This window comes from Pseudonocardia sp. TRM90224 (assembly GCF_021245725.1).
GTDB lineage: Bacteria > Actinomycetota > Actinomycetes > Mycobacteriales > Pseudonocardiaceae > Pseudonocardia.
In genome coordinates this window covers 143573-157253 of sequence record NZ_JAJGSX010000020.1, presented here as the reverse complement: position 1 = coordinate 157253, position 13681 = coordinate 143573, and the positions used below count along the sequence as shown (strand labels likewise).

Annotated in this window: 11 protein-coding genes; 1 reads left to right on the top strand and 10 read right to left on the bottom strand. The window is 72.2% G+C overall.

Annotation, left to right across the window (positions count from 1 at the left end; all coding sequences use genetic code 11):
* Positions 1-105: 105 nt before the first annotated feature.
* On the bottom strand, positions 106-1512 hold the full coding sequence (locus LL648_RS25780) for an FAD-binding oxidoreductase (RefSeq protein WP_232665298.1): 1407 nt from the start codon (positions 1510-1512) through the stop codon (positions 106-108).
* Positions 1513-1792: 280 nt separating this feature from the next.
* On the opposite strand from LL648_RS25780, the gene LL648_RS25775 reads away from it, so the two are divergent.
* Positions 1793-3094, top strand: coding sequence for an MFS transporter (locus LL648_RS25775; RefSeq protein WP_232665297.1), 1302 nt, complete (start codon positions 1793-1795; stop codon positions 3092-3094).
* A gap of 228 nt (positions 3095-3322) precedes the next feature.
* On the opposite strand, the gene LL648_RS25770 is transcribed toward LL648_RS25775, so the two are convergent.
* The 9 genes from LL648_RS25770 to LL648_RS25730 all read right to left on the bottom strand — a co-directional run bounded on the left by LL648_RS25770 (position 3323) and on the right by LL648_RS25730 (position 13561).
* On the bottom strand, positions 3323-3508 hold the full coding sequence (locus tag LL648_RS25770; protein ID WP_232665296.1) for a hypothetical protein: 186 nt from the start codon (positions 3506-3508) through the stop codon (positions 3323-3325).
* A 112-nt stretch (positions 3509-3620) separates the two neighbouring features.
* Positions 3621-4337: an enoyl-CoA hydratase/isomerase family protein gene (locus LL648_RS25765; RefSeq protein WP_232665295.1), complete on the bottom strand. Its 717-nt coding sequence runs from the start codon at positions 4335-4337 to the stop codon at positions 3621-3623.
* Complete coding sequence (locus LL648_RS25760; RefSeq protein WP_232665294.1) at positions 4334-5509, bottom strand: acyl-CoA dehydrogenase family protein; 1176 nt, start codon at positions 5507-5509, stop codon at positions 4334-4336. Before LL648_RS25760 ends, LL648_RS25765 begins: the two co-directional genes overlap by 4 nt.
* Entirely contained in the window at positions 5509-7596 is a 2088-nt protein-coding gene (locus LL648_RS25755) for an acetate--CoA ligase family protein (RefSeq protein WP_232665293.1), read from the bottom strand. The genes LL648_RS25760 and LL648_RS25755 overlap by 1 nt, the downstream gene beginning before the upstream one ends.
* Entirely contained in the window at positions 7593-8366 is a 774-nt protein-coding gene (locus tag LL648_RS25750) for an SDR family oxidoreductase (RefSeq protein ID WP_232665292.1), read from the bottom strand. The genes LL648_RS25755 and LL648_RS25750 overlap by 4 nt, the downstream gene beginning before the upstream one ends.
* 11 nt (positions 8367-8377) lie before the next feature.
* The gene (locus tag LL648_RS25745; RefSeq protein WP_232665291.1) at positions 8378-10153 is read right to left on the bottom strand and encodes an ABC transporter ATP-binding protein; all 1776 of its coding nucleotides are present in this window, start codon (positions 10151-10153) and stop codon (positions 8378-8380) included.
* A complete protein-coding gene (locus LL648_RS25740; protein WP_232665290.1) occupies positions 10150-11028 on the bottom strand; it encodes an ABC transporter permease in 879 nt (292 codons plus the stop codon). The genes LL648_RS25745 and LL648_RS25740 overlap by 4 nt, the downstream gene beginning before the upstream one ends.
* Positions 11025-11975 (bottom strand): ABC transporter permease, encoded by a 951-nt coding sequence (locus tag LL648_RS25735; protein ID WP_232665321.1) that lies wholly within the window; start codon positions 11973-11975, stop codon positions 11025-11027. The genes LL648_RS25740 and LL648_RS25735 overlap by 4 nt, the downstream gene beginning before the upstream one ends.
* Positions 11975-13561, bottom strand: coding sequence for an ABC transporter substrate-binding protein (locus LL648_RS25730; RefSeq protein ID WP_232665289.1), 1587 nt, complete (start codon positions 13559-13561; stop codon positions 11975-11977). Before LL648_RS25730 ends, LL648_RS25735 begins: the two co-directional genes overlap by 1 nt.
* Positions 13562-13681: the final 120 nt, after the last annotated feature.

Sequence of the window (13681 nt, the reverse complement as noted above, 5' to 3'; positions counted from 1 at the left end):
CAAAGCCACTTTCCTGCCCTCACAGGGCCGGAAAGTGGCTTTGCTGCCCTCGCGTCAGCGGGGCGACGCGCGCTTCCCCGCACACGTCGGCCCCACGCGGGTTGGTTACGGCAGCGAGATGTGTGCGCAGAAGCGGAACATGTCCTCCGGGTCCCACGCCTTCTTGACCTGCTGGAGCCGCTCGAAGCGGGCCTCGCCCATCGCCCAGCGCACGCGGGCGTCGTCCGACTCGTCGAGGTTCAGGTACGTGCCGGTCTCCCCGCTGGCCCTGATGATCGCGGCGAGGTCGCGGGTCCACGCGATGCCGGCCTCGTCCGCGTCGGGCGCCGGCCACACGCCGACCGGGTGCACGAGCCAGCGCCCCGAACGCGACGGGAACGCCGTGGCGTCGTCGGGAAGCACGCGCACCGAGTCGGGCAGCGGCGAGATGATGATCTGCGAGAGCGGGCTCGGCATCCGCACGGCGGCGTCCTGCAGGGCCGCGACCAGCTCCGGCGCCACCTCGTGCACGAACCCGCCCGACCAGCGGTTGCGCATACCGGGCTGCGAGCCGGCGTCGAGCATCGACTGCAGCGCGATGTAGGGCATCGGGGCGACGGCGTCGATCACGGGCGTCGCGACCTCGTGGAACCGGCTCAGCAGCGCCATGCCCTTGTCGACGTCGCCGAACCACGCCGGGATGACGCCGATCACGGGACGGCCGACCACGTCACCGGGCACGAACGGCGCCGGCGGCGCGGTCAGGAACGCCGCCGCCGCACCGAGGTCGGCGTGGCCCTCGGCGTGCAGCTCCTGCAGCACCCGCAGCACCTCCGGCGCCGCGGCGATCTCGAACGCGAGCATCCCACCGAGCACCAGCGGCCCGACCGGGTGCAGCCGGAAGGTGAACGACGTGACCACACCGAAGTTGCCGCCACCGCCGCGCAATGCCCAGAACAGCTCGGGCGATTCCGTCGCGCTCGCCACCACCAGCTGCGCGTCGGCCGTGACGACGTCGACGGCGACCAGGTTGTCGGAGGTGAGGCCGTGCCGGCAGGTCAGCCAGCCCTCCCCGCCGCCGAGGGTCAGGCCGGCGACGCCGGTGTGGCTCACCCGCCCGCCCGGGACCGCCAGCCCGTGCGCCTGGGTCGCGGCGTCCACCTCGGCCCAGGTCGCACCGCCCTGGACGACGGCCGTGCCCGCCACCGGGTCGACCGTCACCCCGCGCAGCGCGGAGAGGTCGATGACGATCTCGCCCGCGACCGCCATGCCGGCGACGCCGTGCCCGCCGCCGCGGACGCTGACCGTGAAGCCGTGCTCGCGCGCGAACCGAACGGTCCTCGCGACGTCCGCGACGCCGCTGACCTGCACCACGGCTTCGGGACGGCGGTCGATCGAACCGTTGTAAACCGCCCGCACGTCCTCGTACCCGGCTTCGCGCGGCGTGAAGACAGCCCCGTGGACGAGCGATCGCAGCGAGTTCTCCGCGGCTGCGTTCAACCGGCCCGACACCGGCTCCACCGTCGTTCCCATACTTGTGCTCCTGCCTGCTGGACCAGCTTCCAGGAGCCACCCTCGCGAGCGCGGATTGCACGACCGACTCATGGGCATTACACGCGCCGTTGCGTGCGATGCGCACACGAGGGCAGCAAAGCCACTTTCCGGCCCCACAGGGCAGGAAAGTGGCTTTCCTGCCCCATCCCGACCGGCGTTTGCCAGCACCCGCCTCCCGACACCACCGTTATCGATCCGAACTGTCACTACGCGTCCCGCCGTGCCATCGTGATCGACAATCCGGAGACGAAGGGGTCGCATGGTGGACACGACGAAGCGGGACCCGAAGCAGCTGCGCAGGGTCGTGGTCGCGAGCGCGATCGGCACGACGATCGAGTGGTACGACTACTTCATCTACAGCACCGCGGCCGGGCTGATCTTCGCCACGCAGTTCTTCCCGAACTTCGACCCCGCCTCCGCGCTCCTGCTCTCGTTCACGACGCTCGGCGTCGGGTTCGTCGCGCGTCCGATCGGCGGCGCGCTCTGGGGGCACTTCGGCGACCGCATCGGCCGCAAGCGGATGCTCGTCTCCTCCCTGCTCCTGATGGGGTTCGCGACGGTCGGCGTCGGCCTGCTGCCCACGTACGGACAGGTCGGGGTGCTCGCGCCGATCCTGCTGGTCGTCATGCGCCTGCTGCAGGGGCTCTCGGCCGGCGGGGAGTGGGGCGGCGCGGCGCTCATGGCCGTCGAGCACGCGCCGCCGGGCCAGCGCGGCCGCTACGGCTCGTTCTCGCAGATCGGCGTGCCGGCGGGGCTGATCCTCGCCCAGCTGATGTTCTTCCTGGTCCGCAACACCATGACCGAGGAGCAGTTCCTGTCGTGGGGTTGGCGGATCCCGTTCCTGGTCAGCATCGTGCTGGTGGGCGTCGGCCTCTTCGTGCGGCTGCAGGTCGAGGAGAGCCCGGTGTTCCGCTCGCTGCGCGACGAGCAGGCGCGGCTGCGCCGCCCGCTCGCCGACGTGTTCCGGGAGCGCCCGCGCGAGCTGGTGATCGCGTCGCTCACGTTCGTCGCCAACACCGCGATCGGCTACGTCTTCCTCGCCTACCTGCTCCCGTACGGCACGCGGACGCTGGGCGTGAGCGGGAACATCATGCTCATCGTGATCATCATCGGCAGCGTGTCGTGGCTGATCAGCATCGTCGCCGCCGCCATCTGGTCCGACCGGGCCGGCCGCAAGCCCGTGTACCTCATCGGGTCGGTGCTGCTCGTGCTGTGGTCGTTCCCGTTCTTCCTGCTGGTCGACACCGCCTCGATGGTCTGGATGATCGTCGCGGTGGTGCTGCTGACGATCGGGCTCGGCCTCTCCTACGGGCCGCAGTCGGCGCTGTTCGCCGAGATGTTCGAGCCGCAGTACCGCTACAGCGGCGCCTCGTTCAGCTACGCGATCGGCGCGGTGCTCGGCGGTGGTTTCGCGCCGACGGTGGCGACGTGGCTGCAATCGAGCACCGGGACCTCGCTCTCGATCTCGGGATACATGGTGCTGATGGGCGTGATCAGCCTGGTCGCCGTCATCGCCATGCGCGAGACGAATCCGCCGGCTCACCGTCACCCACAGGCGTAACGGTGTCGTCACTGGTCACGCCCTGTCCACAGCGGAGTACTGCTTTCACCTGAAGGGGGAAACCCCATTCTGGGCGTCTCCGCCTATGCTCGATTAGCCGCCCGACCACATCGGACGGTACAACTGGCACCGTGCGAGGCTGATCGTCGCGCAGACGCGTGGAGGAGACCTGCAATGTGCACCGGAAACGGGCGTCCCGCCCCGCAACCACCCCCGCCCAGGCCCAGCTCAGGGCACTAGGTTCTGCCCCGCAGAGCAGGCCTTGACGGCTGCGGCGACCTCGTCGATCGCCGCCCGCGCCGCGCCGACCGTCGCCGCCCGCGCCGCGCCGACCGTCGCCGGTCGGCGCCAGAACCCGTGCAGGTGCAGCACCACCCCGGCGGCCTCGAAGGGGCGGTACCGCCGGCACGGCACACCGCCGACCGTGACGTCCTCGACCAGCTCGACGTGCTCCGCCGACCGCGGCGGGCTCGTCGAGCAACGCCTGCGCCTCTGGGTGGATCACAGCGTGGATGGCGGGGGTGCGTCACCCCTTGTCCACCTGGTTGAGCATCCCGTACGCGAGCCGCTCCAGCGCCAGCGCCGCAGCGTGGGACGACTCCGTGGCCACGTCGATCACCTGCTTCGCGACCGCCGCGGCCAGCGCGGGCTGCGCGGCGGCCTCGGCCGCGACGGCGAGCGCCGCATCGAGCGCTCCCCCGGCCGGGACGACGTCGGTGAGCAGCCCCAGCCGGTCGACCGCCGCCGCGTCGTAGCGGCGCCCGAGCAGCACCAGCTCACGCGCCTTCGCCGGGCCGACCATCCGGACGAGCCGGGCCAGCCCGCCCGAGCTCGGGACGATCCCGATGCCGACCTCGGGCAGCCCGAAGACGGCCGTCCCGTCGGCCACCCGGAGATCGGCCGCGAGCGCCAGCTCGAACCCGCCACCGAGGCAGTAGCCATGCACGGCCGCGACCGTGACCTGCGGCAACGCGGCCACCGCCTCGTACACCCGACCCGAACCGCGGTAGTACTGCGCGATCTGGGCCGGACCGAGCTCGCGGACCTCCGTGAGGTCGGCGCCGGCGGAGAACGCCCGGCCCTCCCCCGCGATCACGACGGCCGCGCTGGTCCGCACGTCGTCGGAGTCGATCGCGTCGAGCAGCGCCTGCTCCAGCGCCGTGGAGAGCGCGTTCAGCTTCTCCGGGCGGTCCAGCGTGAGCACCGCGATGTCGGCGCGGCGCTCGATCCGGACGTTCGTCACGCGGTCCCCAGCTCGCCCGGGTACGAGAGCACCGCGTGCACCCCGCGCTTGGCGATCTCGTTGCCGATGATCAGCCGCTGGATCTCCGACGTGCCCTCCCAAATGCGGTCGACCCGCAGCTCGCGCCAGAGCCGCTCCACCGGGTTCTCCCGCATGTAGCCGCGCCCGCCGAAGATCTGCAGCGCGCGGTCGACGGCGCGGTTCGCCGCTTCCGACGCCGCCAGCTTCGCCACGGCCGCCTTGGCGTGCAGCGCCTTGCGGTCGATGCCCTGGTCGGCCTCCCACGCCACCTGGTAGACGAAGTTGCGGTTGGTCACGACGTCGACGACGTTGTCCGCGAGCATCGCCTGCACCAGCTGGAAGTGCGAGATCGGCTGGCCGAACTGCTCGCGGTTGTTGGCGTGCTCAGCGGCCAGCTCGGTCGCGCGGGCCGCCGCACCGACGGTGCGCGCGCCGATCATGAGCCGCTCCTCGACGAACCAGTCGCGGATCAGGTCGTAGCCCTGCCCGACCTCGCCGAGCCGGCAGTCGTCGCCCAGCTCGACACCGGTGAACGTGAACTCGGGGTGCTCGTAGACGAACGTGTGCGTGTAGCGGGGGATGCGCTTCACCTCGACCCCCGGCAGGTCCTTGTCGACGAGGAACGTCGTCGGCCGGCCGTCGACATCGGCGAGGAGCACGAAGAAGTCGGCCGCGTCGCCGACCGTCACGAACCACTTCTCGCCGTCGAGGATCCATTTGTCGCCGACCTTGCGCGCCTTCGTCGCCAGCCCCTGCGGGTCGGAGCCGGCGTGCTCCTCGGTGACGGCGACGGCGTCGCGGCGCACCCCGCGGATCTCCGGCAGCAGGTAGCGCTCCCGCTGCTCGGGTGTGCAGGCGCGCAGCGCGTTCGCAGGACGCCACAGGACGTCCCACAGCGCGCCGGTGAGCCGCCCGAGCTCCTCCTGGACGATCGCCTGCTCCAGCACGGTGAGCCCGGCGCCGCCCCACTCGGCCGGCATGTTGATCGCCTGCAGGCCGTGGTCGAGGATCGCCTGCCGCAGCTGCGCGTGCACCTCGTCGGAGAGCCCGTTGTTCAGCTCGTTGTCGAGCTCGTGCTCCATGATCACCTTGGTCAGCGAGGCGGCGCGCTCCTTCAGCTCACGCTGCCGCGGGGTGTAGGTGAAGTCCATCAGTCCTGCTCTTTCTGCTCGGGTTTCAGCTCAGCGGAAGGGTCCTGCTGGTCGGCAAGGACGATCCGGGCGTCGAGGCACACGGCCCCTGACGGGCCCGCCGCGACCGGGTTGCACTCGATCTCGGCGATCTCGGGGTGCGCGGCCGCGAACGTCGAGAGGCAGGCGACGACGTCCGCCGCCGCGTCGAGGTCGATCGGGGGCCGACCGCGGGCGCCGGTCAGCAGCGGCGCCCCGCGCAGGTCGAGCAGCAGCCGGCGGGCCGCCACGGCGTCGAGGGGTCCGAGCGCGCAGCGCACGTCCCGCAGCACCTCGGTGTACACACCACCGAGTCCCACGAGGACGACCGGCCCGAACCGCGGGTCCCACCGTCCGCCGACGATCAGTTCGACGGCGCCGGTGAGGTCGGCCATCTCCTCCACCGACACCGCCGGCGGGGCCAGCCGCACCTGCAGACCGTCGTACGCGGCGAGCACCGCACCGGCATCGGGCAGCCCGAGCACAACGCCGCCGCGGTCGGACTTGTGCTCGTCGCCGAGCGCCTTGAGCACCAGCGGGTACCGCAGCGCCGGCGACGTGGCGAGCAGCTGCTCGCGCGAGGTCACCTCGACGGCCTCGACGAACGGCAGCCCCGCCTCTGCGAGCACCCGCCTGGCCTGCATGTACCCGGTGTCGATCAGCGGCGCGGCGGCAGGCGGCAGCGGCGCCGCCCCGGCCGGGACGCTCCGCGCGACGATCCGCCGCAACGTCCAGACGGCATCCTCGATGCTCCGGTAGACCGGCACCCGCGCCGCACGCAGGATGTCGGCCGCGGCGGAGCGGTGGTTCATCGTCTGCACGACGACCGGCTTGTCGCCCGCGCCCACGACCTCGGCGATCCGGTGCGCCGCCTCCAGCTCACCCGCGCCGAGCTCGGGGCTGTAGCCGCCGTACCCGCCGAAGTACCCGGTCATGACGACGGTGTCGACCTCGGCACTGCCGGTGAGCGTCGCCAGCACGCGTGGGAAGCACCCGATGTCCTGCTCGCCGCCACCGGCGACGTCGACGGGGTTGGACAGCCCGGCAGCCGGCGGGAGGTCGGCCGCGACCGCAACCCGCAGCGTCGAGGAGAACTCCTCGACGGCCATCCCCGCGTCCTCGACGCAGTCGCTCGCGACCGAGGCCTGCCCACCGCCGTCGGCGAACACCGCGACCGCCCGGCCGCGGACCGTCCGCGGCAGCGCGAGGCCCTGCAGCAGGTGCACCAGCTGCGTCGGGGTGCTGACCAGCTCGACGCCGGCCGCCCGGCAGGCCGCCTCGACCACCACACCGGAGCTGACCATCGCCCCGGTGTGCGAGGCGGCACCGCGCGCCGACGCGCTCCCCCGCCCGACGGCGAGCAGCACCACCGGCTTGCCGAGCCGCGCGGCCTCGGTCGCGGCGGCGATGAACCGGCGTCCGTCGCGGAAGTCCTCGGCGTAGACCGCGATCGCGTCGGTCCCCTCGTGCAGCGCGCAGGCCTCGACGAGGTCGGCGACCTCCAGGTCGGCCTGGTTGCCGAGACTGGCGAACCGGGAGAAGCCGACGCCGTGGTCGGCGCCCAGCTCGGCGATCTCCAGCGCGATGTTGCCGCTCTGCGAGATCAACGCGACCCGCCCGGCGGGCAGGTCGTTCGAGGTCAGCTCCAGCCCGGTGGTGTGGTCGAGCACGCCGAGGCAGTTGGGGCCGAGCAGGCTGGCACCGGCGCCGCGGATCCGCTCGGCGAGGCGCTCCTGGCGGATCCGGCCCTCCGCGCCCGCCTCACCGAGGCCCGCGCTGATCCCGACCAGCGCCGTCACGCCCGCGACGAGCGCGTCGTCGACGGCGTCCTCGAAGCGCGATGCGTTCACGGCGATCACCGCGAGATCGACGGGCTCGCCGAGCGTGCGCAGGTCGGGCACGGTGGGGCGGCCGAGCACGGTGGACCGCCGCGGGTTCACCAGGTGCACCGGTCGCGCACCGCGCAACGCCCTGATCGCGATCCAGTTGCCGTACTTGGACGTGTCGTCCGTGGCGCCGATGATCGCGACCGACTTCGGGTCGAACAGCGTGGTCAGGTCGCGGCTCATGTGATCGGCCCGTTCCCCCAGGCGTCCACGCCGCCGTCGACGACGATCGTGGTGCCGGTGATGTACGAGCCCGCCGGGGTGGCGAGGAACGCGACCAGCTCCGCCACCTCGTCCGGGGTGCCCAGCCGCCCGAGCGGCACCATGCGCGTCCAGCCGTCGATCGCGTCGGGCGGATATTGCTCCTCGAGACCCTCGGTCAGGATCGTGCCGGGCGCGACCGTGACGGCCCGGATGCCGTAGCGGCTCCAGTCGATCGCGAGGCCGGCGGCGAGGTTCTCCAGCGCCGCGCGGGCCGCGGTGGCGTGCACCATGCGCGGGATCCCGCGGCGCGGCGAGAACGCCATGAAGACGATCAGTCCGCTGCCGCGCGGGATCATCGAGCGGTTCGCGACCTCGCGGCTCACGCTCCACGCCGACTCCACCGAGAGCCGGTGCACCGCGCGCCACCCGTTGACGCTGATCTCCTCCGCGGGCGCCATGAACTGGCCACCCGCGTTGTTGACCAGCACGTCGACGTCGCCGAGCCGGTCGACGACGGTGTCGAGCGCGGCCCGCACCTCGTCCGGCTCACGGACGTCGCACGGCAACGCCACGCACCGCCCGCCGGCGTGCTCGACCAGCTTCGCGGTCTCGGTGAGCGGCTCGGGGCGCCGGCCCCAAACCGCGACGTCGGCGCCGGCGGCGGCGAGTGCCAGCGCGGCGGCCCGGCCGATCCCGGTGCCACCGCCGGTGACCAGGGCGACCTTCCCTTCCAGGGCGTCGTGCCGCAAGACATGCGTGCTCAGGGCGTTCCCTCCAGTACGAACGTGGGCGTGTCCTTCATCAGCGAGCGGGTGTAGGCGTGCTGCGGGTTCTGCATGACCTCGCGGACGGGTCCGTGCTCGACGATCCGGCCGTGCTCCAGCACCGCGACCTGCTGCGCGATGTTGCGGACCAGCGCGATGTCGTGCGTGACGAACACCAGTGTGAGGTCCAGCTCCGCCTGCAGCCGCTGCAACAGCTCGACGATCGACGACTGCACCGAGACGTCGAGCGCGGACGTGACCTCGTCGCAGACCAGCACGTCCGGCTTCGCCGCCAGCGCGCGGGCGATCGCAACCCGCTGCCGCTCGCCGCCGCTGAGCTGGTCGGGGAAGCGGTCGGCGAGGTCCGGGCGCAGCGCCGCCTGCGCGAGCACGTCCTGCAGCAGGGCCTCCGGGTCGGCGACGGCGCCGCACAGGTGCTTCACCGGCGCCAGCACCAGCTCGCGCACGGTCTTGCGCGGGTTGAGCGACTCGTACGGGTTCTGGAAGACGTACTGCACGCGGCGACGCTGGTCGGTGGTCCGCCGGAAGCTGGACGCCGGCAGCGGCTCACCGTCGAGGGTGATCGTGCCCTCGAAGTCGGCGTGCAGGCCCGCGATGCAGCGCGACAGCGTCGTCTTGCCGCTGCCGGACTCGCCGAGCAGCGCGGTGCAGTGCCCGCGCGCGACGGTCAGGTCGACGCCTTCCAGCACCCTCTTGCGCCCGTACCGCGCCGAGAGGCCGCTGATCTCGAGCACGGGCTCGGGGGTGGGCGCGACGGCGGGTTCCACCCGCGGCGAGGGCTCGACCCGCACCTCGCCGGCCTTGAAGCACCGCGCGGTGTGCCCCTCGGCGATCTGCCGCTCCGGCGGCCGCTCGTGCGTGCAGCGGTCCTCCGCGAGCAGGCAGCGGGGTGCGAACGCGCAGCCGTCCGGTCGGTGCAGCGGCGACGGCGCGTGGCCGGGGATGCCGAGCATCTGCCGCTCGCCGGCGAGATCGGGAACCGCCATCAGCAGCCGGGCGGTGTACGGGTGCCGCGGGCGCGCGAGCACCTCGGCGGCCGGTCCGGCCTCGACGACCCGCCCGGAGTACATCACCGCGATCCGGTCGACGAGGTCGGCGACCACCGCCATGTCGTGCGAGATGTAGACCGCGGCGCTGCCGTAGATCGAGCACATCCGCCGGACCGTCTCCAGCACGTGCTTCTGCGTCGTCACGTCGAGACCGGTCGTCGGCTCGTCGAGGACGATCAGCCGGGGCTTCCCGATGAACGCCATCGCGATGGCGATGCGCTGCTGCTGGCCGCCGGAGAGCTGGTGCGGGTACCGCTTGAGGAACGTGTCGTCGTCGGGCAGCGCGACCTCGCGCAGCACTTCGCGGACGCGCGCCTCGTCGACGTCGCCGACGCACTCGCGCAGCTGGGTGCCGATGCGCAGCGCCGGGTTCAGCGCCGACGCGGGCGACTGCGGGATGTACGCGACGCTCACCCCGCGCATCCGCCGGACCTCACCGGCCGGGAGCACGGCGATGTCGCGGCCACCGATCAGGATCCGGCCGTCGTCGAGCCGGGTGCCACGCTTGCAGTAGGCGAGCAGGCCGAGCCCGAGCGTCGTCTTGCCGGAGCCGGACTCGCCGACGACACCGACGATCTCGCCGGGTGCGATCTCCAGCCGCACCTCGTCGACGATCACGGCGTCGGAGGGGACGCCGCTGATCCGGAGGTGGTCGACGTCGAGGGTGGCAGTAGTCGGGGTCGTCGGGGTGGTCGAGGTCATCGCGTCACTCCCCTGTCGATGCCCGCCGAGGCCCGTGAGAGGCCGTCGGTGATGAGGTTCGTGCCGATCGTCAGCACCGCGATGGCCGTCACCGGGAGCACGACGGCCCACGGCGAGACGGTGAGCGCCACCCGGTTCTCGTTGATCATCAGGCCCCAGTCGGCCGTCGGCGGCTGCAGCCCGAGCCCCAGGAACGAGAGGGCGGCGATCAGGCCGATCGAGTAGGTGAGCCGCAGCCCCAGCTCGACCATGAGCGCGCCGGTGACGTTCGGCAGGATCTCGCTGAACGCGATCCGCCACCGCGGCACGGCTGCGGCCTCCGCGGCCTTGACGAAGTCGCGCTCGGCGACACCGAGCGTCGCGCCGCGGATCACCCTGGCCACCCGCGGTGCGTGGCTGAGCCCGACGATCAACACGATCAGCCACAGCTGCGGCCCGAGGATCGACAGGAACAGCAGCGCCACGACGACCTGCGGGAACGCCAGCAGCACGTCGCCGGTCCGCATGAGCGTCTCGTCCACCCAGCCCCGCCGGTACCCGGCGGTGACGCCGACCGCGGCGCCGATCCCGACGCCGATCAGCGTGGCCAGCAGCGAGAGCACCAGCAGCAGCTGCCCGCCGTGCAGGAAGCGCGTGAGCACGTCCCGCCCGAGGTTGTCGGTGCCGAACACGGTGCCGGGTGATTCGGCGAGGTACGGGCCGCCGACGAAGTCGTCCACACCGTGGGGTGCAACGAGCGGCCCCAGGAACGCCGTGGCCAGCACGAGCAGCGTCAGCGCCAGCCCGATCCGGGTGCGGCGCACCCGCACCGCGCGGACGAGCAGCCCGTCGCGGTGCCGCCGGGCGGCCGGCGCGGAGATCGCGATGGCGGTCATGAGGCCGTCCTCACCTTCGGGTTGGTGGCCAACGCGACGACGTCGGCGGCGAGGTTGACCACGATGTAGACGGCGGCGATCAGCAGCGAGAGCCCCTGCACCACCGGGAGGTCGCGGTTGTTCACCGCGTCGACCAGCGCGAACCCGACCCCGGGGAACCGGAACAGGTACTCGACGACCACCACACCACCGGCCAGCCACGCCATCTGCAGCGCCACGACCTGCGCCACCGGCCCGATCGCGTTCGGCAGCGCGTGGCGCAGCAGCACCGTCCGCTCCGGGAGGCCCTTCAGCCGGGCCTGCTGGACGTACTCGCTCTCCAGCACCTCCAGCATCGTCGCGCGCATCATCCGCACGATGTAGGGCGCGACGGCGAGCACGAGGGTCAGCGTCGGCAGCACGAGCTGCAGCGGGTCGATCCAGATCGGGCCCGGCTCGTTCGCCACGAACACCGCCGGGAGCACGTGGAACACACCGGTCGAGAGCAGGAGCACGAGGAAGATGCCGATCACGAACTCGGGCAGCGCGGCCAGCACCAGAGTGAAGCCGGACGTGACGTGGTCGGTCGCGGAGTCGCGGCGCAACGCGCTCCAGGTGCCGAGCGCGATCGAGAGCGGCGTCGCGATCACGGCCGCGATGAGCATGAGCACCAGCGAGTTGGAGATGCGCGGGATCAGCAGCTCCGACACCGGCAGCCCGCTCGCGAGCGACTGCCCGAGGTCGAACGTGACGATCCCCTGCAGCCACGCGAGGTACTGCCCGACCAGCGGCTCGCCGAGGTGCAGCTGCCCGCGCAGCGCCGCGAGCCGCTCCGGGGTGGCCTCACGGCCGAGGATGGCCTGCGCGGCGTCGCCGGGCAGCGCCTGCGTCGCGAGGAAGACGACGATCGAGACGGCGAACAGGATCACCAGGCCGTGGAGCAGCCGGCGGCCGACAAGTCTCAGCATCATGCCGTGAACCCGACCTTCCGGAAGTTGTACCCGGAGAGCGGGATGCCGCCCCGGTCCGGGGTGAACCCCGCGAGCCGCCTGCTGTAGGCGTCGACCTGGTTGCCGAAGCCCCAGACGATGTAGCCGCCGCGCTCGTGCTCGATCCGTTGCGCCTGCCGGATCAGCTCGTTGCGGGCCGTCTCGTCGACGGTCGCCTTGGCCCGGTTGACGATGTCGATGAACTCGGGATCGGCCCAGTGTGTCTCGTTGTAGGGCGCGTCGGGAAGGCTGCCGACGGCCGTCTGCGGCAGGAAGTTGCGGGTGAACCAGAAGTCCTGCGCGAAGTCCCACTGCAGGTAGTTGTCGCCGTAGAACTCGCCGGAGTCGACCTTGCGGATGGTGACGGTGATGCCGGCCTCCTTGGCCTGCTCCGCGTACACCTGCGCGGCCTCGACGACACCCGCCGCGACCGCCGAGGTCACCAGCTCGACCTGCAGGTTCTCCTTGCCGGCTTCCTGGAGCAGCCGGCGGGCCTGCGCGATGTCGCGGGTGCGCTGCGGGATGTCGGCGGCGTAGCCGGGGTCGAACGGGGCGTAGAGGTCGTTGCCGACCTTGCCGCGGCCGGAGAGCACCTGGCGCACCATCTGCTCGCGGTCGACGACCAGGCGCATCGCCTGGCGCACCCGCACGTCGTCGAAGGGCGGGCGGTCGACCCGCATCGTGAACGGGAGCCACGCGCCGGTCTCCGCCTCCAGCACCCGCAGGCTCGGGTCGGCCTCGACCACCCGCATCAGCCCGATCGGGAGCTGGTCGATCGCGTCGACCTGGCCGCCCAGCAGCGCGTTGACCCGCGCCGTGTCGTCCGGGAAGTCGATGATCACCAGCTCCGCGACCTGCGGCTCGTTGGGGCGCCAGTGGTTGTCGTGGCGCAGGAAGACGCTCTGCTGGCCGGGCTGGAAGCTCGCGTTGCGGAACGGACCCGCGCCGATCGGGTTGGCGGGGTCGTACCCGACCGGGACGATCCCGTTGGAGTACTGGGCGAACGAGTCGAGCAGCGTCGCGTCCGGGGTGGCGAGGGTGAGCCGCAGGGTGCGCGGGTCGAGCACCTGCATGCCGCCGGCGTCGACCGACGCGAAACCGGTCGCGCCGGACTTGGGGTCGTCCGGGTCGATGATCCGGCGCAGCGTGAAGGCGACGTCCTCGGCCGTCACGGGCTTGCCGTTGTGGAACTCCAGCCCGTCGCGCAGGCGGACCGTCCACACCTTCGCGTCGGCGGAGGGCTCGATCGACTCCGCGAGCGCGAGCTGGATGCGGTACTGGTCGTCGAACGTCGCCAGCCCGTCGTACATGTTGATCAGGCGGGCCTGGTCGGGGTGGGTGACCGGGATGTGCGCGTCGAGCGTGTCCTTGATCGAGCCGCCGACCACGCCGACGCGCAGCCGCCCGCCCGCGCCCGCCTGGCCGCCGCGCGCGGTGGCGCCGGGTATCGCGGCGGACGCGCAGGAGGTGGTGAGCCCGGCCGCACCCGCGGCGGCAGCTCCCAGCATCCCGAGCCGCAGCAGCTCGCGCCGCGACAGCCGTCCGCCACCTCTGGGTCGGGTCATCGTCGACACCTCCGCCGGTGGATCGCAACTGACTGACGTATCAGTCGGTGCGGCAAGGATGGCCACCACTGGGCGTCCTGTCAACCCGTCGACAAGGACGTTCCGGTCGTAAACTCGCCC

Coding starts and splice junctions, on each gene's coding strand:
- LL648_RS25780 (WP_232665298.1), bottom strand. CDS start 1,512: ATGGGAACGACGGTGGAGCCGGTGTCGGGCCGGTTGAACGCAGCCGCG.
- LL648_RS25775 (WP_232665297.1), top strand. CDS start 1,793: ATGGTGGACACGACGAAGCGGGACCCGAAGCAGCTGCGCAGGGTCGTG.
- LL648_RS25760 (WP_232665294.1), bottom strand. CDS start 5,509: ATGGACTTCACCTACACCCCGCGGCAGCGTGAGCTGAAGGAGCGCGCC.
- LL648_RS25755 (WP_232665293.1), bottom strand. CDS start 7,596: ATGAGCCGCGACCTGACCACGCTGTTCGACCCGAAGTCGGTCGCGATC.
- LL648_RS25745 (WP_232665291.1), bottom strand. CDS start 10,153: ATGACCTCGACCACCCCGACGACCCCGACTACTGCCACCCTCGACGTC.
- LL648_RS25740 (WP_232665290.1), bottom strand. CDS start 11,028: ATGACCGCCATCGCGATCTCCGCGCCGGCCGCCCGGCGGCACCGCGAC.
- LL648_RS25735 (WP_232665321.1), bottom strand. CDS start 11,975: ATGCTGAGACTTGTCGGCCGCCGGCTGCTCCACGGCCTGGTGATCCTG.
- LL648_RS25730 (WP_232665289.1), bottom strand. CDS start 13,561: ATGACCCGACCCAGAGGTGGCGGACGGCTGTCGCGGCGCGAGCTGCTG.